Annotated in this window: 17 protein-coding genes; 7 read left to right on the forward strand and 10 right to left on the reverse strand. The window is 71.5% G+C overall.

Going from position 1 to position 20798, the window contains the following annotated elements; genetic code table 11:
* Window positions 1–44: 44 nt before the first annotated feature.
* On the reverse strand, window positions 45–845 hold the full coding sequence (locus tag B1H19_RS10240; protein ID WP_083104300.1) for an HAD family hydrolase: 801 nt from the start codon (window positions 843–845) through the stop codon (window positions 45–47).
* Window positions 846–1077: 232 nt separating this feature from the next.
* Window positions 1078–4587 carry a methionine synthase gene (metH, locus tag B1H19_RS10245; RefSeq protein WP_083104301.1) on the reverse strand — a complete coding sequence of 1170 codons (3510 nt, stop codon included), beginning with the start codon at window positions 4585–4587 and terminating at the stop codon, window positions 1078–1080.
* 237 nt (window positions 4588–4824) lie between these two features.
* Here metH and B1H19_RS10250 point away from each other — a divergent pair, with 237 nt between their 5' ends.
* The 5 genes from B1H19_RS10250 (at window position 4825) to B1H19_RS10270 (ending at window position 10617) form a co-directional block, all read left to right on the forward strand.
* Window positions 4825–5589: an IclR family transcriptional regulator gene (locus B1H19_RS10250; RefSeq protein ID WP_083104302.1), complete on the forward strand. Its 765-nt coding sequence runs from the start codon at window positions 4825–4827 to the stop codon at window positions 5587–5589.
* Window positions 5590–5816: 227 nt separating this feature from the next.
* Complete coding sequence (locus tag B1H19_RS10255; protein ID WP_083104303.1) at window positions 5817–6602, forward strand: MIP/aquaporin family protein; 786 nt, start codon at window positions 5817–5819, stop codon at window positions 6600–6602.
* Between the two features lie 49 nt (window positions 6603–6651).
* Window positions 6652–8193: a glycerol kinase GlpK gene (gene glpK / locus B1H19_RS10260; RefSeq protein ID WP_083104304.1), complete on the forward strand. Its 1542-nt coding sequence runs from the start codon at window positions 6652–6654 to the stop codon at window positions 8191–8193.
* Window positions 8194–8206: 13 nt separating this feature from the next.
* On the forward strand, window positions 8207–9811 hold the full coding sequence (locus B1H19_RS10265) for a glycerol-3-phosphate dehydrogenase/oxidase (RefSeq protein WP_083104305.1): 1605 nt from the start codon (window positions 8207–8209) through the stop codon (window positions 9809–9811).
* 134 nt (window positions 9812–9945) lie between these two features.
* Window positions 9946–10617, forward strand: coding sequence for a FadR/GntR family transcriptional regulator (locus B1H19_RS10270; RefSeq protein WP_083104306.1), 672 nt, complete (start codon window positions 9946–9948; stop codon window positions 10615–10617).
* Between the two features lie 33 nt (window positions 10618–10650).
* Here B1H19_RS10270 and B1H19_RS10275 read toward each other — a convergent pair whose 3' ends face one another.
* Both B1H19_RS10275 and B1H19_RS40610 read right to left on the reverse strand, forming a co-directional pair.
* Window positions 10651–11442, reverse strand: a complete 792-nt coding sequence (locus B1H19_RS10275; RefSeq protein WP_203237130.1) for a 3-oxoacyl-ACP reductase family protein — start codon at window positions 11440–11442, stop codon at window positions 10651–10653.
* 144 nt (window positions 11443–11586) lie between these two features.
* Entirely contained in the window at window positions 11587–11952 is a 366-nt protein-coding gene (locus tag B1H19_RS40610) for a hypothetical protein (protein ID WP_335755932.1), read from the reverse strand.
* A gap of 355 nt (window positions 11953–12307) precedes the next feature.
* Between B1H19_RS40610 and B1H19_RS10285 the strand changes: the two genes are divergently transcribed.
* Window positions 12308–13459, forward strand: coding sequence for a PAC2 family protein (locus B1H19_RS10285; RefSeq protein ID WP_083104308.1), 1152 nt, complete (start codon window positions 12308–12310; stop codon window positions 13457–13459).
* 193 nt (window positions 13460–13652) lie between these two features.
* Here B1H19_RS10285 and mshC read toward each other — a convergent pair whose 3' ends face one another.
* The 4 genes from mshC to B1H19_RS10305 all read right to left on the reverse strand — a co-directional run bounded on the left by mshC (window position 13653) and on the right by B1H19_RS10305 (window position 17348).
* A complete protein-coding gene (gene mshC / locus B1H19_RS10290) occupies window positions 13653–14882 on the reverse strand; it encodes a cysteine--1-D-myo-inosityl 2-amino-2-deoxy-alpha-D-glucopyranoside ligase (protein WP_083104309.1) in 1230 nt (409 codons plus the stop codon).
* A 104-nt stretch (window positions 14883–14986) separates the two neighbouring features.
* A complete protein-coding gene (locus B1H19_RS10295) occupies window positions 14987–15940 on the reverse strand; it encodes an SCO1664 family protein (protein WP_083104310.1) in 954 nt (317 codons plus the stop codon).
* Window positions 15904–16494 (reverse strand): DUF3090 domain-containing protein, encoded by a 591-nt coding sequence (locus B1H19_RS10300; protein WP_083104311.1) that lies wholly within the window; start codon window positions 16492–16494, stop codon window positions 15904–15906. The genes B1H19_RS10295 and B1H19_RS10300 overlap by 37 nt, the downstream gene beginning before the upstream one ends.
* A 155-nt stretch (window positions 16495–16649) precedes the next feature.
* Window positions 16650–17348: a histidine phosphatase family protein gene (locus B1H19_RS10305; RefSeq protein WP_083104312.1), complete on the reverse strand. Its 699-nt coding sequence runs from the start codon at window positions 17346–17348 to the stop codon at window positions 16650–16652.
* Window positions 17349–17454: 106 nt separating this feature from the next.
* Between B1H19_RS10305 and corA the strand changes: the two genes are divergently transcribed.
* On the forward strand, window positions 17455–18447 hold the full coding sequence (gene corA / locus B1H19_RS10310) for a magnesium/cobalt transporter CorA (RefSeq protein ID WP_083104313.1): 993 nt from the start codon (window positions 17455–17457) through the stop codon (window positions 18445–18447).
* A gap of 67 nt (window positions 18448–18514) precedes the next feature.
* Here corA and B1H19_RS10315 read toward each other — a convergent pair whose 3' ends face one another.
* Both B1H19_RS10315 and B1H19_RS10320 read right to left on the reverse strand, forming a co-directional pair.
* Window positions 18515–19303 (reverse strand): hypothetical protein, encoded by a 789-nt coding sequence (locus B1H19_RS10315; RefSeq protein WP_083109527.1) that lies wholly within the window; start codon window positions 19301–19303, stop codon window positions 18515–18517.
* A gap of 304 nt (window positions 19304–19607) precedes the next feature.
* Window positions 19608–20663: an LLM class F420-dependent oxidoreductase gene (locus B1H19_RS10320; protein WP_083109528.1), complete on the reverse strand. Its 1056-nt coding sequence runs from the start codon at window positions 20661–20663 to the stop codon at window positions 19608–19610.
* Window positions 20664–20798 lie beyond the last annotated feature (135 nt).

Here is a 20798-nt window from a genome sequence, read left to right on the forward strand (position 1 = left end):
CGGAATTCGGCCGCCGCATTCCCCGCGGATTCATCACGGATTCGTCACGGAAAATAAGCGCGCCGCTCCCCTGAGTTCCCGGCCTTATCCGGGCGGCCACGGTCGGTACGCTCGGTGGCGGATTCCTTTGCTTTCTGTGAGGGCCGCGGGCTTTCCGCGATGAGAGCGCGCAGAAATGCCAGATCGATCTCTTTGAGCGAGCCCACGACCGTACGGCCGGGAGCTGGCGGAATCGGTGTCACCGACGGCACCGCGACGACGTGGCAGCCCGCGGCCTCCCCTGCCGTCACCCCGGTCGGGGTGTCCTCGACCACGGCGCAGTACGCCGGGTCGACACCCAGCCGGGCGGCGGCCGTCAGATACGGGTCGGGGTGCGGCTTGGTGCGCTCCAGCTCGTCGCCGGCCAGCGTCAGATCGAAGTTCTCCCGGCCCAGCCAGTGCAGCATCGAGTCGATGATGCTGCGGTGCGAGGCGGAGACCAGGGCGGTCGGCACCCGGTGGGACCGCAGCTCGGCCAGCAGCCGCCGCGCGCCGGGCATCAGCGGGACCCCGCCGCCGATCCGGGCGGCGAAGCGGGCGTTGAGCAGCCCGCTCAGCTCGGCGAGGCCGATCTGGGCGCCGGTGGCCTCGATGAGGTAGCCGGCACTGCGGGTCATCGGCCCGCCGACGACGACCTCGCGGTGGCCGTCGTGCAGGGTGTGGCCCAGTTCGGCGAAGACCTCGGCCTCGGCCTCCCACCAGAAGCCCTCGGTGTCGACGAGGGTGCCGTCCAGGTCGAGGAAAACGGCCTGCAGGGTGGCGGGCTCGGCCGTGCGGGTTCCGACTACGGGGATGCTGCTGGTCATCCATCCACCTCCGTGGGGACGTCCCCGAAGGGACGAAAGGGCCGGTCGCCGCCCCCGGTGGGGGGCTACGACCGGCCTCTACCGGACCGACAAGTGTACGACGCCGCGGCCGGAAGTGCGCGGTGCGGCGGAGGGAAGCGGACGGAAGCCCTCCGGGACGGGCCCGGGGCCCCGTCCCGGGCCGCCGCCACAGCCGGAGCCACATGCCCCCCGCCACAGCCGCGCCACGGCGCTACCGCGCGTTGAAGTACTTCGCCTCCGGGTGGTGGATGACGATGGCGTCCGTGGACTGCTCGGGGTGCAGCTGGAACTCCTCGGAGAGCTCGACGCCGATCCGCTCCGGCCGGAGCAGGTCCGCGATCTTGGCGCGGTCCTCCAGGTCGGGGCAGGCGCCGTAGCCCAGCGAGAAGCGCGCACCGCGGTACTTCAGCGCGAACATGTCCTCGACGTCGGCCGGGTCCTCGCCGGCGAAGCCCAGCTCCGCGCGCACCCGGGCGTGCCAGTACTCGGCCAGCGCCTCGGCCAACTGGACGGACAGGCCGTGGAGTTCGAGGTAGTCGCGGTAGGCGTTGGCCTCGAAGAGCTTGGCCGTCTCCGCGCCGATCTTCGAGCCGACGGTGACGACCTGGAGGCCGACGACATCGCGCTCGCCGGACTCCTCCGGGCGGAAGAAGTCCGCCAGGCACAGCCGGCGGCCGCGGCGCTGGCGCGGGAAGGTGAAGCGGGTGCGCTCGGTGCCGTCCTCGTTGAGCAGGATGAGGTCGTCGCCCTTGGAGTGGCAGGGGAAGTAGCCGTGCACCACCGCGGCCTCGAGGAGGTTCTCGGTCTGGAGCTTGTCCAGCCAGCCGCGCAGCCGGGGGCGGCCCTCGGTCTCCACCAGCTCCTCGTAGCCGGGGCCCTCGCCGGTGCGGGCCTGCTTGAGGCCCCACTGGCCCTTGAAGAGCGCGCCCTCGTCCAGCCAGGAGGCGTAGTCGGCGAGCTGGATGCCCTTGACGACGCGGGTGCCCCAGAACGGCGGGGTGGGGACGGGGTTGTCGGTGGCGACGTCGGAGCGCACGGAGCCCTCGGGCTCCTCGACCTCCAGGACGGCGGTGTCCTTCTTGGGGACGCGGCGCTGCTTGAGCTCGGGCAGGGCCGCGCCGGGCACGCCGCGCTTGACGGCGATCAGGGCGTCCATCAGGCGCAGGCCCTCGAAGGCGTCCCGGGCGTAGCGGACTTCGCCCTCGTAGATCTCGTGGAGGTCCTGCTCGACATAGGCGCGGGTGAGGGCCGCGCCGCCGAGGATGACCGGGAAGTCGGCCGCCATCTTGCGCTGGTTGAGCTCTTCCAGGTTCTCCTTCATGATCACGGTCGATTTGACCAGGAGCCCGGACATGCCGATGACGTCGGCCCGGTGTTCCTCGGCGGCTTCCAGGATCGCGGAGACCGGCTGCTTGATGCCGAGGTTGACGACGTTGTAGCCGTTGTTGGACAGGATGATGTCGACGAGGTTCTTGCCGATGTCGTGGACGTCGCCGCGGACGGTGGCGAGCACGATGGTGCCCTTGCCCTCCGCGTCCGACTTCTCCATGTGCGGCTCCAGATAGGCCACCGCGGACTTCATGACCTCCGCGGACTGGAGGACGAACGGCAGCTGCATCTGGCCGGAGCCGAAGAGCTCGCCGACGACCTTCATGCCCTCCAGGAGGGTGTCGTTGACGATGTCCAGCGCGGGGCGGTCGGCCAGCGCCGCGTCCAGGTCGGCCTCCAGGCCGTTCTTCTCGCCGTCGATGATGCGGCGCTGGAGGCGTTCCTCCAGCGGGAGCGCCGCCAACTCCTCGGCCTTGCCGGCCTTCAGGGACTTCGCGGTGGCGCCCTCGAAGAGCGCCATGAGCTTCTGGAGAGGGTCGTAGCCCTCGGTGCGGCGGTCGTAGATCAGGTCGAGGGCGGTGGTGACCTGCTCCTCGTCGAAGCGCGCGATCGGCAGGATCTTGCTCGCGTGCACGATCGCCGAGTCGAGGCCGGCCTTGACGCATTCGTCGAGGAAGACCGAGTTGAGCAGGATGCGGGCGGCCGGGTTGAGGCCGAAGGAGATGTTGGACAGGCCCAGCGTGGTCTGCACGTCCGGGTGGCGGCGCTTGAGTTCGCGGATCGCCTCGATGGTGGCGATGCCGTCCTTGCGGGACTCCTCCTGGCCGGTGCAGATGGTGAAGGTGAGGGTGTCGATGAGGATGTCCGACTCGCGGATGCCCCAGTTGCCGCTCAGGTCGTCGATGAGCCGTTCGGCGATCTCGACCTTCTTCTCGGGCGTACGGGCCTGGCCCTCCTCGTCGATGGTCAGCGCGATCAGCGCCGCGCCGTGCTCCCGGGCGAGCCGGGTGACCTTGGCGAAGCGGGACTCGGGGCCGTCGCCGTCCTCGTAGTTGACGGAGTTGATCACCGCGCGGCCGCCCAGCTTCTCCAGGCCGGCCTCGATGACGTCGACCTCGGTGGAGTCCAGCACGATGGGCAGCGTGGAGGCGGTGGCGAAGCGGCCGGCCAGCTCCTGCATGTCGGCGACGCCGTCCCGGCCGACGTAGTCGACGCACAGGTCGAGCATGTGCGCGCCCTCGCGGATCTGGTCGCGGGCCATCTCCACGCAGTCGTCCCAGCGGGCGCCCAGCATGGCCTCGCGGAACTTCTTCGAGCCGTTGGCGTTGGTGCGCTCGCCGATGGCCAGGTACGAGGTGTCCTGGCGGAACGGCACGGTCTGGTAGAGGGAGGCGGCGCCGGCCTCGGGGCGCGGGGTGCGCTCGGGCGGCGTCAGGCCGCGGACGCGCTCGACGACCTGGCGCAGATGCTCGGGCGTGGAACCGCAGCAGCCGCCGACCAGGGAGAGGCCGTAGCTGTTGATGAAGTTCTCCTGCGCGTCCGCCATCTCCGGCGGGGTCAGCGGGAAGTGCGCGCCGTCCTTGGTCAGGATCGGCAGGCCGGCGTTCGGCATGCACATCAGCGGCGTCTGCGAGTGCTGGGCGAGATAGCGCAGGTGCTCGCTCATCTCGGCCGGGCCCGTCGAACAGTTCAGGCCGATCAGGTCGATGCCCAGCGGCTCCAGGGAGGTCAGCGCCGCGCCGATCTCCGAGCCGAGCAGCATGACGCCGGTGGTCTCGAAAGCGAGGGAGCAGATCAGCGGTACGGAGACGCCGAGGGCGTCCATCGCCCGGCGGGCGCCGATCAGGCTGGACTTGGTCTGGAGCAGGTCCTGGGTGGTCTCGACGATCAGCGCGTCGGCGCCGCCGGCGAGCAGGCCCTCGGCGTTCTGCTGGTAGCCGTCGCGGATCGTGGCGTAGTCGATGTGGCCGAGCGAGGGCAGCTTGGTGCCGGGGCCGATCGAGCCGAGCACCCAGCGCTGCCGACCGTCCTTCGCGGCGAACTCGTCGGCGACCTCGCGGGCGATCCGGGCTCCGGCCTCGGACAGCTCCACGATCCGGTCGGCGATCTCGTACTCGCTGGACGCGGTGTAGTTGGAGCCGAAGGTGTTGGTCTCGACGCAGTCCACACCGACGGCGTAGTACGCCTCGTGGACCGAGCGGACGATGTCGGGGCGGGTGAGGTTGAGGATCTCGTTGCAGCCCTCCAGCTGCTGGAAGTCCTCGAGGGTGGGGTCCTGCGCCTGCAGCATCGTCCCCATGGCGCCGTCGGCGACCACCACGCGCGAGGCGAGGGCCTCACGCAGTGATTCGGCTCGGGACGGGCTGGTGGACGATGGCGTGTACGAGGCCATGGAGATGCTCCCTGGTTGCGACGGCTGTCGGCTTTGCGTCCTCCGGGAGAGGGCGCACCCGGCCAGCGTAGCTGCCGGTCCCGTACAGGGGTTCCCCATTCCACGCCGTGGACAGCGGGGCCGGGTGGGGGGTCCGTCGACTATCCATGATCGTTGAAAGCGTCGGTCCGGTGCCCATAGTCGGCATGGACCGATATCGTTTGGCATTGTCGAACCGCATACTTCGGAGGTTGCCCGATGGCTCGCACCATCCAGTCGCTGGAGCGAGCGGCCGCAATGCTGCGGCTGCTCGCAGGAGGGGAGCGGCGGCTGGGGCTCTCCGACATCTCCTCGTCCCTGGGGCTGGCCAAGGGCACCGCCCACGGAATCCTGCGCACGCTCCAGCAGGAGGGCTTCGTCGAACAGGACGCGGTCTCGGGCCGCTACCAACTGGGCGCGGAGCTGCTGCGCCTGGGCAACAGCTATCTGGACGTGCACGAGCTGCGCGCCCGCGCGCTGGTGTGGACCGACGATCTGGCCCGTTCCAGCGGGGAGGCGGTCTATCTGGGCGTGCTGCACCAGCAGGGCGTCCTGATCGTGCACCACGTCTTCCGGCCCGACGACAGTCGGCAGGTGCTGGAGGTCGGGGCGATGCACCCGCTGCACTGCACGGCGCTGGGCAAGGTGCTCTCGGCGTACGACCCGGTGGCGCACAGCGAGGCCACGGAGGCCGAGCGGCCGGCGCTCACCCTGCGCACGGTCACGGACCTGGACGACTTCGAGAAGCTGCTGGATCTGACCCGGGCCCGCGGCTGGGCCGCGGACGTGGAGGAGACCTGGGACGGCGTCGCCTCGGTGGCCGCGCCGATCCACGACCGGCGGCGGATGCCGGTGGGTGCGGTGGGTGTCACCGGGGCCGTGGAGCGGGTCTGCCGGGAGGGTGAACTGCGGCCGGAAATCGTCGCTGCTGTGAGGGATTGCGCACGTGCGGTGTCAAGGGATCTTGGTGCAGGGCGCTTTTGACCGGATTGCACCGCTTTGTTCACGTAATTTTTTCGCCACGGACGTCTTGACGGGGTCCCTACGGTGAACAAAACTGCCGTTCGTCGGTCGGCATTGTCGAACACCTAACGACAATATTCGCTATGGTGGACGCTGCCGCCGGTCGACCACCGCCCTCTCGGAGGGCGCGGACCACCGGAGGGACCCGGGGTTCGCCTTCCCCTGGACGAAGGACAAAGGAGTCGCCGGTGTCCAGCTCCGACATCTTCCTCAGCGAAACAATCGGTACTGCCGTACTGCTCTTGATGGGTGGTGGCGTCTGCGCCGCCGTCACGTTCAAGCGCTCCAAGGCACACAACGCCGGATGGGTGGCCATCGCCTTCGGGTGGGGCTTCGCCGTCCTGACGGGCGCGTACATCGCCGCGAAGTCCGGCGCCCACCTCAACCCCGCGGTCACCGTCGCCGTCGCCATCACCGGCGGCATCAAGTGGAGCCAGGCGCCCGTCTACTTCGCGGGCGAGATGTTCGGCGCCATCATCGGCGCCGTCCTGGTCTACCTCGCGTACTACGGACAGTTCCGGGCGCATCTGACCGACCCCGAGGTGCTGAAGGACCACACCACCGAAGAGGGCCTGGTGGACCCGAAGGCCGCGCCCAAGGCCGGCCCGGTGCTCGGCATCTTCTCCACCGGCCCGGAGATCCGGAACGTGGTGCAGAACCTCGTCACGGAGATCATCGCCACCATCGTGCTCGTGCTGGCGATCCTCTGCCTCGGCCTGACCAAGGGCGTCGCCCTCTCCGGCATCGGTGTGCTGCTCGTGGCCCTGGTGGTCACCGGAATCGGTCTGTCGCTCGGCGGCCCGACCGGATACGCCATCAACCCGGCCCGCGACCTCGGTCCGCGCATCGCGCACGCGCTGCTGCCGCTGCCGAACAAGGGCGGTTCAGACTGGGGCTACGCCTGGATCCCGGTCGTCGGCCCGCTCATCGGCGGAGCCATCGCCGCTGGCATCTACCAGGTGGCGTTCGCATAAGCCGCCTGACCGCCCCGACTCCGCCCGCACAGACTTCTTGGAGCACACCATGAGCGACACCCCCACCACCTCCTCGCACGGCCACGGCCCGTTCATCGCGGCGATCGACCAGGGCACGACCTCCAGCCGCTGCATCGTCTTCGACAAGGACGGCCGGATCGTCTCGGTCGACCAGAAGGAACACGAGCAGATCTTCCCGAAGCCGGGCTGGGTCGAGCACAACGCGACCGAGATCTGGACCAACGTCCAGCAGGTCGTCGACAGCGCCGTCGAGAAGGCGGGCATCACGGCCAAGGACGTCAAGGCCATCGGTATCACCAACCAGCGCGAGACCACCGTGCTCTGGGACAAGAACACCGGTGAGCCCGTCCACAACGCCATCGTCTGGCAGGACACCCGCACCGACGCGCTGTGCCGGGAGCTCGGCCGCAACGTCGGCCAGGACCGCTTCCGCCGCGAGACCGGCCTTCCGCTGGCCTCCTACTTCGCCGGTCCCAAGATCCGCTGGCTGCTCGACAACGTCGAGGGCCTGCGCGAGCGCGCCGAGCGCGGCGACATCCTCTTCGGCACGATGGACTCCTGGGTCATCTGGAACCTCACCGGCGGCGTCAACGGCGGCCACCACGTCACCGACGTGACCAACGCCTCGCGCACCATGCTGATGAACCTCCACAACCTGGAGTGGGACGAGAAGATCCTGGCGTCGATGGACATCCCGGCCGCCGTGCTGCCGGAGATCAAGTCCTCGGCCGAGGTCTACGGCACCACCGCCTCCGGCGCCCTCGCCGGCGTCCCGGTCGCCTCCGCCCTCGGCGACCAGCAGGCCGCGCTCTTCGGCCAGACCTGTTTCGCGCAGGGCGAGGCCAAGTCCACGTACGGCACCGGCACCTTCATGCTGATGAACACCGGGCACGAGCCGGTCAACTCGTACAACGGCCTGCTGACCACCGTCGGTTACCGCATCGGCGACCAGCAGCCGGTCTACGCCCTGGAAGGCTCCATCGCCGTCACCGGCTCGCTGGTGCAGTGGATGCGCGACCAGATGGGCCTGATCAACTCCGCGGCCGAGATCGAGACGCTGGCCAGCACCGTCGAGGACAACGGCGGCGCCTACTTCGTCCCGGCCTTCTCCGGCCTGTTCGCCCCCTACTGGCGCTCCGATGCGCGCGGTGTGATCGCGGGCCTGACCCGCTACGTCACCAAGGCGCACATCGCCCGCGCCGTCCTCGAGGCCACCGCCTGGCAGACCCGTGAGATCACCGACGCCATGACCAAGGACTCCGGCGTCGAGCTGACCGCACTCAAGGTCGACGGCGGTATGACCTCCAACAACCTGCTGATGCAGACCATCTCGGACTTCCTGGACGCCCCCGTGGTGCGCCCGATGGTCGCCGAGACCACCTGCCTCGGCGCTGCCTATGCGGCCGGACTGGCCGTCGGCTTCTGGTCCAGCACCGACGAGCTGCGCGCCAACTGGCGCCGGGCCGCCGAATGGACCCCCCGCATGGAAGCGGCCACCCGTGACCGCGAATACAAGAACTGGCTCAAGGCCGTGGAGCGGACCATGGGCTGGCTCGACGACGAGAGCTGACGAGGAGCACATCATGAGCACCCTGCAGAGCGTCCCGGCACTTGGGACGCACCCGGCCAGCGGTTCCACCGCGAGCCGTGCCGAAACCCGGGAGCAGCTGTCCAAGGCGACGTATGACCTCCTGGTGATCGGCGGCGGCATCCTGGGCATCTCCACCGCCTGGCATGCCGCGCAGGCCGGGCTGCGGGTGGCCCTGGTGGACGCCGGCGACTTCGCCGGCGCCACCTCCTCCGCCTCCTCCAAGCTGCTGCACGGCGGTCTGCGCTACCTGCAGACCGGCGCGGTCAAACTGGTGGCGGAGAACCACTTCGAGCGGCGTGCGGTGTCGCGTGAGGTGGCACCGCACCTCGCCAACCCCCTGACCTTCTACCTGCCCGTCTACAAGGGCGGCCCGCACGGCGCGGCCAAGCTCGGCGCGGGCGTCTTCGCCTACTCGGCGCTGTCCGCGTTCGGCGACGGCGTCGGCCACGTCATAAGCCCGGCCAAGGCCGCCCGTGACGTGCCCGAGCTGCGCACCGACAACCTCAAGGCCGTGGCCGTCTACGGCGACGACCAGATGAACGACTCGCGCATGGCCCTGATGACCGTCCGCGCCGCGGTCGCGGCCGGTGCCACGGTCCTCAACCACGCCGAGGTCACCGGACTGCGCTTCACCCAGGGCCGGGTCACCGGCGCCGAGCTCAAGGACCGCCTCGACGGCGCGGAGTTCGGCGTCAGCGCCCGCCTGGTGCTCAACGCCACCGGCCCCTGGGTCGATCATCTGCGCAAGATGGAGGACCCCAACGCGGCCCCCTCCATCCGCCTGTCCAAGGGCGCGCACCTGGTCCTCAAGCGGACCGCTCCCTGGAAGGCCGCGCTGGCCACCCCGATCGACAAGTACCGCATCACCTTCGCCCTCCCCTGGGAGGACATGCTGCTGCTCGGCACCACCGACGAGGAGTACGAGGGCGACCCGGCCGACGTCGCGGTCAACGAGAAGGACACCGCCCAGATCCTGGACGAGGCCGCCTTCTCCATCCGCGACCAGCAGCTCAGCCGCGACCTGATCACCTACTCCTTCGCCGGTCTGCGGGTGCTGCCCGGCGGCCCCGGCGACACCTCCAAGGCCAAGCGCGAAACCGTCGTCACCGAAGGCAGCGGCGGGATGCTGTCCGTCGCCGGCGGCAAGTGGACGACCTTCCGCCACATCGGCCGCACGGTGATGAACAAGCTCGCCGCGCTGCCCGGCCACCCGCTGGCCGAGGACATGGAGCCGATCTCCCGCCTGCCGAAGAAGCTCCCGCTGCCCGGTATCGCCAACCCGAACGCGGTCGCCCACCGGCTGCTGGTCGACGGCGGCACCCCCGGCCCGCACATGGCCCCCGACACCGCCCGCCACCTGGCCACCCACTACGGGTCGCTGTCCTTCGACATCGCCCGGCTGGCCAACGAGAACCCCGCGCTCGCCGAGCGGATCCACCCCGACGCGCCGGAGATCTGGGCGCAGGTCGCCTACGCCCGCGACCACGAGTGGGCCGAGACCGTCGACGACGTGCTGCGCCGCCGTACGACGCTGACGATCCGCGGTCTGGACACGGAGGACGTCCGGGCCAAGGTGAAGGGCATGCTGAACGACTGACGCCAGGTCAGGCCGCAGGCCGGCGACGAGGGGGCGGTCCACGGGGCCGCCCCCTCGTCGTCGGCGCGCACCCCGCCGTGCCCGGGGGAGGCCATAATGACCTCAGACATCGGATGTCTGTGCGGGGAGGGCCCATGGCGGTCACCGACGAGGCCATCGAGAAGATCAAGGGCATGATCCTCTCCGGCGCGCTGCGGCCGGGCGACCGGCTGCCCAAGGAGAGCGAGCTGGCGGCCGAGCTGGGCCTGTCGCGCAATTCGCTGCGCGAGGCGGTGCGCGCGCTCTGCCTCATCCGGATCCTGGACGTCCGCCAGGGCGACGGCACCTACGTCACCAGTCTCGACCCCCGGCTCCTCCTCGAGGCCTTGAGCTTTGTGGTGGACTTCCACCGCGACGACACGGTGCTGGAGTTCCTGGCCGTGCGCCGGATCCTGGAACCGGCCGCGACGGCGATGGCCGCCGGCCGGATCGCTCCGGCGCAACTGGACGCGCTGGAGCGGCAGTTGACCGCGCTGGGCCCCGCGCCGTCCGTGGAGGATCTGATCGCCTGCGATCTGGAGTTCCACCGCACGATCGTCGCCGCCTCCGGCAACTCCGTGCTCTGCTCGCTGCTGGAGGGCCTGTCGGGCCCCACCACCCGGGCCCGGGTCTGGCGCGGTCTGACCCAGAAGGACGCGGTGGCCCGTACGCTCACCGAGCACCGGGCGATCCTCGGCGCCCTGCGCGACCGGGACGCGCAGGCGGCGCAGGCCTGGGCGACGGTGCATATCGCCAGCGTGGAGCAGTGGCTGCGGGCATCGCTGTGACCCGGGCCGCCGCGCCCCGCTCCCCCGTCGCGCTCAGGCCGCGAAGCCGCCGTCGACGGTGAGGGCGGCGCCCGTGATGTACCGTCCGCCCTCGCCCGCCAGATGGGCCACGGTCGCCGCGACGTCGGACGCCCGCCCGTAGGAGCCGAGCGCGGTCAACGACGCCTGTGCCGCGGCGGTTTCGCCGTCGGCGGGGTTCATGTCGGTGTCGATCGGGCCGAACTGCACGAGGTTGGCGGTGATCCCGCGCGGGCCGAGTTCCCTGGCCAGCGTTCTGGTCAGGCCGGACAGCGCGGCCTTGCTGGTGGCGTAGAGGGTGCTGCCGGGGATGACCACCCGCTCGGCCAGACAGCTGCCGATACAGATGATCCGCCCGCCCTCGCGCAGATGCGGCACCGCGGCCTGCGTCACCAGGAACGGCCCGCGCACATTGGTCCGCAGCACCCGGTCGACGTCCGCCACGGAGAGCTCCTCGAACGGCCCGACCACATTGATACCGGCGTTGTTGACCAGGATGTCGAGCCCGCCCCACCGCTCGGCGACCCCCGCGACCGCGGTGTGCACCTGCTCCGGATCCGCGCTGTCCGCCCGTAACGCCCAGCCCTGCCCGCCGTCCTGCCCGATCCGTTCGACCACCCGCTCCGCCAGGTCCGCGCGGCGGTGATACGTCAGCGCCACCGCGGCCCCGTCGGCGGCCAGCCGCAGCGCGATCTCCGCGCCGATCCCCCGGCTGCCGCCGGTCACCAGCGCCACCTTGCCGCCGAGCGGCCGCCCCCGGGCAGCCGTCGCCGCGCTCGTCGAAGCACTCGTCATCGTCCTCGTCATCGCCCTCACCTCGTACGTCATGGGTCCGTCCCGTGGACCGCACCGCCCCCGGTGGCAGCGGTACGCCTCCATCGTCCGGCGGCCCGTGCAGCGGGGCTGGCGGAATCCGGACGGGAACCCGCCCGCCCGTGCGACCGCCCGCCGTCACCTGCCGTCCGGCGGCCCGACCCCGTGCACCCGCCCCGCGGTCCCCCCGAACACCGCCGCCCCCTCGGCCGGGGTGAGGCGGGCGGTGGCGGACCCGGCGAGGGCGAGGACGTCGTCGTACTCGGCGGCCAGGGTGCACACCGGCCAGTCCGGGCCGAGCAGACCATCGGCGACGAGGGTGTACCAGAGGGCGTCGGGGATCTCCCGGGTGAACAGCGCGGCGGCCTTCAGCGGGACGGTGAACTCCGCGCGGACTTCAGCCGATCGAGGGGCGCGCGCCGTCAGCGAAGGAGGGGGCGCCGGCGCGTCGATCCGCCGCGCCCGGCGCCCCGTGAAATTCGGCCGGAACTTCGGCCGGATCACCGTCGGCACCCGTCGGCCCGGACATCGGACCTTTCCGGGTCATCCGATGTCTGAACCCGGGACCGGGACCGCGTCCAGACCGGCCACCCGCACCCACCCCTACCCCGTACGCCCCCGTACCACATGCCACGCTGCGCCCGCACCGCATCCGTACCGCATCCCCTCCCCGGACCACGGCCCGAAGCCGAGCGACCAGCAGTGATCATCTTCGCAATAGGTCGGATGAAACAGGACCCGTTCCTGCACAGGGGCTGCGGGCGGGCGCACCGGACGCCGTAGGCTGGGGAACGCACGTAATGGAACGGCAACCGGTGACCGCCGCGGGGCGGCCCCACCGGTCGGAAGGAGGCGCTGGGTGATCGAGCTCGAGGGGGTTCCCGAGCTGATCGACCCGGTCATGGTGGCCGCGTTCGAAGGCTGGAACGACGCCGGTGACGCCGCCTCCGCCGCGGTCGCGCACCTGGACCGGGAATGGAAGGGCGAGGTCTTCGCCGCGCTGGACGCGGAGGACTACTACGACTTCCAGGTGAACCGCCCGACCGTCTTCCTGGACGGCGGCGTTCGCAAGATCACATGGCCCACGACCCGGCTGTCCGTCGTCCGCGTCGGCGACACGGACGGCAAGGGGCGGCGGCGCGATCTCGTCCTGGTCCGCGGCATCGAGCCCAGCATGCGCTGGCGCTCGTTCTGCAACGAAATCCTGGGCTTCGCCCATGAGTTGGGCGTGGAGATGGTGGTGGTGCTGGGCGCGCTGCTCGGCGACACCCCGCACACCCGGCCGGTGCCGGTCACCGGCGTCACCTCCGACGCGGACCTGGCCACCCGCCTCGATCTGGAGGAGTCGCGCTACGAGGGCCCCACGGGCATCGTCGGCATCCTCCAGGAGGCGTGCACCCACGCGGGCGTCCCGGCGGTGAGCCTGTGGGCGGCGGTGCCGCACTACGTCTCCCAGCCGCCCAACCCCAAGGCCAGCCTGGCGCTGCTCAACCGTCTGGAGGACCTGCTCGGCATCAGCATCCCGCTCGGCGAGCTGAGCGAGGACGCCCGGGCCTGGCAGCTGGGCGTGGACCAGCTGGCGGCCGAGGACACCGAGGTCGCCGAGTACGTGCAGTCGCTGGAGGAGGCCCGGGACACCGCGGAGCTGCCGGAGGCGTCCGGTGAGGCCATCGCCCGCGAATTCGAGCGCTATCTGCGGCGCCGCGATCCGCAGGCCGGCCCGGGCCTGGCGTCGGAGGGCGGGGTCGCGGACGGCCGCGACCGCGACGCTTCGTATCTGCGCGACACCGCGAGCGGCCGTACGCGCCCGCCGCGGCCGGTGTCCAAGGAGCCGCGGGAGTCGCGCGAGTCACCGGAGCCGAGGGAGCAGCACGGGCCCAAGTCCGGTGAGGACAAGGGCCGGGGCACCGGGACCGGGGGCACCGGGACCGGGGGCACGGGGACCGGCGGCACCACGGACACCTCCGACGGCGCCGAGCCGGACGCCGGCCCGGAGGACACCGAGCACTGACCTCGCAGGGCACCGCGCACCGCCTTCACCCGAGGCCCCGAAGTACCGCCCGCCGGGCCGGTGTTCGGGGCCTTCGCCTACCCGCCCCCGTACGGGAAAGGGGCGCCCCCACCGCCCGGTGGAGGCGCCCCGAAGGACGGACAGAGGTCGGCGCGCGGCCCTCAGGGGGCCGTCACGGCGCTCACGCGGCCCGTCAGAGGGCCACGCCCAGGAGCGCGTCGACGGCACGGGAGACGAGGCCCGGCGCGCCCTCGTCGGTACCGCCGCCGTCCTGCTGAGCGGCGGCCCAGCGGTCCACCGCGGCGAGGGCGGCCGGGGAGTCCAGGTCGTCGGCGAGAGCCGTACGGATCTCCTCCAGGAGGGCCTCGGCGGCCGGACCGTCGGGGCGGGAGACCGCGGCGCGCCAGCGCCCGAGCCGTTCCAGGGCCTCGTCCAGCACCGCGTCGGTCCACTCCCAGTCGGCGCGGTAGTGGTGGGCGAGCAGGGCCAGGCGGATCGCGGCCGGGTCGACGCCGTCGCGGCGCACCGCGGAGACGAAGACCAGATTGCCCTTGGACTTGGACATCTTCTCGCCGTTCAGGGCCACCATCCCGGCGTGCACATACGCCTTGGCGAACGGGTGCTCGCCGGTGAGGGCCTGGGCGTGCGAGGCGCCCATCTCGTGGTGCGGGAAGGCGAGGTCGGAGCCGCCGCCCTGGACGTCGAAGCCCATGCCCAGGTGCTCCAGGGCGATGGCGACGCACTCGATGTGCCAGCCGGGGCGGCCGCGGCCGAGCGAGCCGCCGTCCCAGCTCGGCTCGCCGTCGCGGGCGGCCATCCACAGCATCGGGTCGAGGGGGTTCTTCTTGCCCTCGCGCTCCGGGTCGCCGCCGCGTTCGGCCGACAGCAGCCGCATCGCGTCGGCGTCCAGGCCGGAGACCTCGCCGAAGTGGGCGTCGGACTCGACGGAGAAGTAGATGTCGCCGTCCAGCTCGTAGGCGGCACCGGCGTCACGCAGCCGCTCCACCAGCGGGACGATGCCCGGTATCGACTCGACGGCGCCTATGTAGTGGCGGGGCGGCAGCATCCGCAGGGCCGTCATGTCCTCGCGGAACAGGGCGGTCTCGCGCTCGGCGAGCGCCGTCCAGTCGTCGCCCGTGGCCACGGCCCGCTCCAACAGCGGATCGTCGACGTCGGTGACGTTCTGCACGTAGTGAACCTGGCGCTTCGTGTCGAGCCACACGCGCTGAACGAGGTCGAACGCGTTGTAGGTCGCCGCGTGCCCCATGTGGGTGGCGTCGTAGGGCGTGATGCCGCAGACGTAGATACGGGCGACGGGACCGGGGTCGAGGGTCACCCGTCCGCCGGTCGCGGTGTCGTGGATCCTCAGGTCGCGGCCCTGGCCAGGCAGGGCGGGGACCTCAGAAGCGGGCCATGCATGCATGCCTTGAGCGTAACCGGACGCATGTTCCGCATACGAACCGGACCGGCGGTCTTGGCCGAATTCGCGGTCTTGTGTTCCGGACCGAACCGTGCTCGCGGCCCCGGTCAGACCGGCGGCCAGGGAATCGCGGGCCACTGCCCGCTGGGCTCGGGGTGCCTGCCGGTCCGCAGCAGCTCCGCCACCCGCTCCCGCAGGGCCGCGATCTCGGCGCCGGTGATCAGCTCGGCCAGTCGGGCGGCGAGCGGCGCACCGTCCGCCAGCGCCTCCCGAAGCCCCCGCAGGACCTCGACCGCCTCCTCGGTCAGCGGCTCGCCCGCCCAGCCCCACAGCAGGGTGCGCAGTTTGTCCTCGGCGTTGAAGGTGACGCCGTGGTCGATGGCGAAGAGCCGCCCGCCGGCGCCCGACAGCAGATGCCCGCCCTTGCGGTCACCGTTGTTGATCACCGCGTCGAGCACCGCCAGCCGCCGCAGCCAGGGGTGATCGGCGTGCACCAGCAGCGCCGTACGGCCCTCGCCGATGTCCGCGTACCCGACGGCCTTCCAGCCGGGCCCCGGCTCGGCGTCCTCGATCAGCGCCAGCAGCTCGGGCACCTCGGCGTCGCCCTCGCCCGCACCGTCGCCCTCGCCGTCGTCCGCCCCGCCGGGCGCCTCGATCCACTCCTGCACCATGCCCGTGCCGTACGGACCGTCCCGCAGCACCGTCGCCGGGATCAGGTCCCAGCCGGTGGCCCGGGAGACCTCGTAGGCGGCGACCTCCCGCTGGGCGAGCGTGCCGTCGGGGAAGTCCCACAGCGGGCGCTCGCCCGCCACCGGCTTGTAGACGCAGGAGGCGGTGCGCCCGTCGCGTTCGACCGTGCAGTAGAGCACCGCGTTGGACGCCTCCCGGATCTGCCCGCGCACGGTCAGCTCGCCGTCGGCGAGGAAGGCGTCCATCCGGCCCGCCACGGGCTCCTGGGCAGCGGTCGCCGGCCGGTCCGCGGGCGCGGGCACGGCGGCCGGTGCGGCGGCGGGCTCCACGGCGCTCAGGCGTCCCGCCGGTATCCGTTCTGGCGCGGGCATACATGTCCCTCCGGGTCGAGCGGCAGGCTGCACAGCGGGCACGGCGGACGGCCCGCATTGACGACTTCCAGGGCCCGCTTGGCGAAGGCCCGGGCCATCGTGCCGGTCAGGCGCACCCGAAGCATCGGCGGGCCGTTCTCGTCGTCCTGGAGCAGCCGCTCCTCGGCATCGGCGAGGTCCTCGTCGCTGTCGGCCTCCAGCTCCACCAGCGCCTGGGCCTCGACGATCATCCGCTGGTCCTCGCCGTCCCAGGCCAGCGCCATGGTGCCGACCCGGAACTCCTCCTCGACCGGCGACTCCAGCGGCGCGGTGTCGGCCAGCTCGGGCGGCGAGACGGCGGGCACCGGGGCACTGCCGCCGCTGCGCCGCACGACCTCGTCCAGCAGCTCGTCGATCCGCTCGGCGAGCGCGGCGACCTGGGTCTTCTCCAGAGCGACGCTGGTGGTGCGGCCGGCCGCGGTGGCCTGAAGATAGAAGCTACGGCGTCCGGGCAGCCCGACCGTACCGGCGACGAAGCGGTCCGGCGCGTCGTAGAAGAACACCTGACGGGACAACGTCCTGCTCCGTTTGCTCGACTTCGGGGGCACTGCGGTCGCTGCGCGGTCCTGCGGTCACTGCACGGTTCACAGGGGCACGGCAGAGCAGCGCCGTCGCACCACCCTACTGCGCCGACTGATCACCGTGCGCGGACAGCCGGACGATCCCGAGGTCACGGCGCCCCGGCCCCGCCCCCCAGGGCCGCATCGCGCTCCGCGGCCGGCCCGGTGCCTTCCTCCGGGGGCAGCAGGGAGGCGAAGTCACCGGTGTCGCCGAGCCGTACGACGTAGGGCCGCAGCCGGGTGTAGCGGATCACCGTGACCGAGCAGGGCTCGACCGAGATCCGCTGGAAGAGGTCGAGGTGCATCCCGAGGGCGTCGGCGACCAGGGCCTTGATGATGTCCCCGTGCGAGCACATCAGATAGCCGGCCTCGGCGCCGTACTGCTCCTCGATGTGCGCGTTCCACTCCCGTACGGCGTCGACCGCACGACCCTGCATGGCCCGCATCGACTCGCCACCGGGGAAGCCGGCCGCCGAGGGGTGCTGCTGGACGACCTCCATGAGCGGCTCGTCGTTCAGCTCGGCCAGTTTGCGGCCCGCCCAGTCCCCGTAGTCGCATTCGCTGATCCGCTCCTCGAGGTGCAGCGGCAGCCCGGGGCGCGCGGCCAGCAGCGGCCGCAGCGTCTCCTGGCACCGCTGGAGCGGGCTGGACACCGCCGCGGCCAGCGGAATCCCCGCCAGACGCGCGGGCAGCCGGGCGGCCTGCGCGGCGCCCCGCTCGTCGAGCCCGACACCGGGCAGCCGTCCGGCGAGCACACCGGAGGTATTGGCGGTGGAGCGGCCGTGCCGGAGCAGAATCAGCGTGGGCATAGCCGCCAGCCTACGTTCCCGGGGGCGGCGGCCACGAGGGGTGCCCTCCCCGGGCCGTACGTCACCCGGCGCCCAATCCTGGCAGGCCGCCGGACGAGGGGCGAGAATGCCTGGTGTGATCGTGGATTGCGCCACCTACCGGGAGGGCCGCCGGATCGACTGCGCGGCCGACTTCGGCCGCGCCCTCCAGGAGGCACGCGCCGAGGGCCACTCCTTCCTGTGGCTGGGCATGTACGAGCCCACCCAGGAGGAGTTCGACATGGTCACCTCCGAATTCGCGCTGCACCCCCTGGCCGTCGAGGACGCCCTCAACGCCCACCAGCGGCCCAAGCTGGAGGTCTACGACGACTCGCTCTTCGTCGTCCTCAAACCGATCACCTACGACGTCAGCGCGGACACGGTCACCGCCTCGGAACTGATGCTCTTCGTCGGCGACTCGTTCGTGGTGACCGTCCGGCACGGCGCGGCCAGCCCGCTGCGCGCGGTCCGCAAGCGGCTGGAGCAGCAGCCCAGGATCCTGCGGCACGGGCCGACGGCGGTGCTCTACGCGGTCAGCGACGCGGTGGTCGACCACTACATCGACGTCGCCGGCGAACTCCAGCTGGATCTGGAGGAGTTGGAGGCCGAGGTGTTCTCCCCGGACCGCGGCGACACCAAGAACACCGCGGCCCGCATCTACGCCTTCAAGCGCGAGGTGATGGAATTCCGGCGCGCCACCGTCCCGTTGGCCGATCCGATGACCCGGCTCCAGAACCCCGGGGTGCCGTTCGTGCACGACCACGCCCGGCCGTTCTTCCGCGATGTGGACGACCATCTCACCCGCGCCAACGAGTCGGTGGAGGGCCTCGACCGGCTGCTCTCGGACATTCTCGCCGCCCATCTGGCGCAGATGGGCGTACGGCAGAACGACGACATGCGCAAGATCTCGGCGTGGGCGGCGCTGGCCGCCGTACCCACCCTGATCGCCGGCGTCTACGGCATGAACTTCCACCGCATGCCCGAGCTGGACTGGCGCTACGGCTACGAGGCGGTCCTGCTGGTCATGGTCGTCATCGAGGTGTGCCTGTACCGGCTGTTCAAACGGCGCGGGTGGCTGTGAGGGCACCGGGCGGGCGCGCGTCCGTCGGCCAGTAGGCCGTCGGTCCGTCAGCCGTCGACCCCGGGCCTCAGGCGAACTCCGGCGCCGACGTCGCCGGCCCGCCCAGCGCATTGCGCCGCTCCGGCATCTGCAACGTGACCATCCGCCGCCAGCCGACCGCCCGCTCGTACACGTACATCCCCCAGATCGCGGCGGCGAGCACCCGGGACTTGGCCGCGGGCCAGCGCAGAATACGGCCCATATGAGCCATCACCGCCAGGCTCACGTCCCGGTAGACGCCGACCTCGGCGAGCGCGCAGTCGTTCAGGATCCGCTGGATGGCGCGGCCGTGTCCCGCCCGGGCCAGCCGCAGCAGTTCCTCGTGGCAGTAGGCGAGGTGGTTGTCCTCGTCCTGGGAGATCATCCGGATCGCCTTGCCGACCTCGGGGTGGTCGCCGAAGTAGGTCTTGAGCATCACCATCTGGTCGGAGGCGCGCTGCTCGGTGACCCGGCTGTGCGCGAGGTAGGTGATGACGTCGGTGTCGGTCAGCCGCTCGTCACGGCGCAGTTTGTCGTGGGCCAGTCCGATGCCGCGCCGCTCCAGCAGCATGGTGTAGTCGGTCTCCGCCGGGACGTCGGTGGGGGTCAGACCGCGTTTGCGCAGCAGGGCGTTGAAGATCCGGCCGTGTTTGTCCTCGTCGGCGCCGTGCCGGGCGACCTTGGGGGCGAGTTCCCGCTGCGAGGCGGGCAGCAGCGCGGCGATCCGGCCGTTCTCCCAGCCCCCCTGGGACTCGCCGCTGGCCGCGATGGAACAGAACAGACGGTAGGCATCGTCGCTGTCGACGATCTCCTGGAACACACTCCGGGCCGAGAGCATCCGCACCACCTTCCGCAGGACCACTCCCGGCAAGTCAAATGCGGCCTCCCGGGTGCGGCAACCGCAGCGACGGCCGGTGCGCCCGTTGGTGCCCGGGCATGCGCCCGTTCGAACGACTGCCCCGGTGGCGTCGGGGCGTAACCCGCGCGCCACCGGGACGTTGAGTTGCGTAACGGCCGTGGCGGGGAAGACCCCCGAGCCCCCACCACGGCCGAAGCCCCGAGCGGCCCGGCGCCCAGGCGCCGGGCCTTTGCGCGGGCGGGCCCGTCGGCTCCGGTGGCGTACGGCGACCGGCCCCGGCGCCTCAGGCCACTCCGGCCCGCTCCACCGCCTCGATCCCGGCCCGCAGCGACGCCAGCCGCTCCTCCCGGGTGAAGCCCGCCGGGGCGAGCGACAGCGTGGTGACCCCGGCCGCCGCGTACGCCTGCATCCGCTCCGCGATCCGCTCGACCGAGCCGAGCAGCGTGGTCTGGTCGATCAGCCGCTCCGGGATGGCCGCGGCCGCGCCCTCCTTGTCGCCGGACAGGTACTTGTCCTGGATCTCGGCGGCCTCCTTCTCGTAGCCCATCCGCTGCGCGAGCTGGTTGTAGAAGTTCTGCTTGCGGCTGCCCATGCCGCCCACGTAGAGCGCGGTGTACGGCCGGAACATGTCGGCCAGCGCGCTGACGTCCTTGTCCTCGCCGACCGCGAGCGGCAGCGTCGGACACACATCGAACCCGTCCAGCGTCTTGCCCGCCTGCTCGCGGCCCGCCCGGAGGTGCGCGACGGCGGTCTCCTCCAGATGCTCGGCCGACGGGAAGATCAGCAGTGCGCCGTCGGCGATCTCACCGGTCTGCCGGAGGTTCTTCGGGCCGATCGCCGCGATGTAGACGGGGATCTGCGCACGCTCCGGGTGGACGGTGAGCTTCAGCGGCTTACCGGGCCCGCCGGGCAGCGGCAGCGTCCAGTGCTCGCCCTCGTACGAGAGCCGCTCACGGCTCATCGCCTTCCGTACGATCTCGACGTACTCACGGGTGCGCGACAGCGGCTTGTCGAACTTGACGCCGTACCAGCCCTCGGACACCTGCGGCCCGGACACCCCCAGCCCGAGCCGGAACCGGCCGCCGGAGAGCGAATCGAGGGTCGCGGCCGTCATCGCGGTCGCCGCGGGCGTACGGGCGGGGATCTGGAAGATGCCCGACCCGATGTCGATCCGCTCGGTCTGGGCGGCGACCCAGGACAGCACCGTGGCGGCGTCCGACCCGTAGGCCTCGGCGGCCCAGCACACGGAGTAACCGAGGCGGTCGGCCTCCTGCGCCACCGCGAGATTGTCCGCGTCCATCCCGGCGCCCCAGTAGCCGAGGTTGATGCCAAGCCTCATGCCCATACCGCTCCCCTTACCCGTCAGTAACGTCTCTCCTGCGGGGACTGTAGCGCGCACGCCGCACGCGCGTCAGCGACTGTTCCGCTCCGATCCGCAGCACTCGGCCGACCGGCCCTCAAGTCCCCTCTGCCG

It is taken from the genome of Streptomyces gilvosporeus, from assembly GCF_002082195.1.
GTDB lineage: Bacteria > Actinomycetota > Actinomycetes > Streptomycetales > Streptomycetaceae > Streptomyces > Streptomyces gilvosporeus.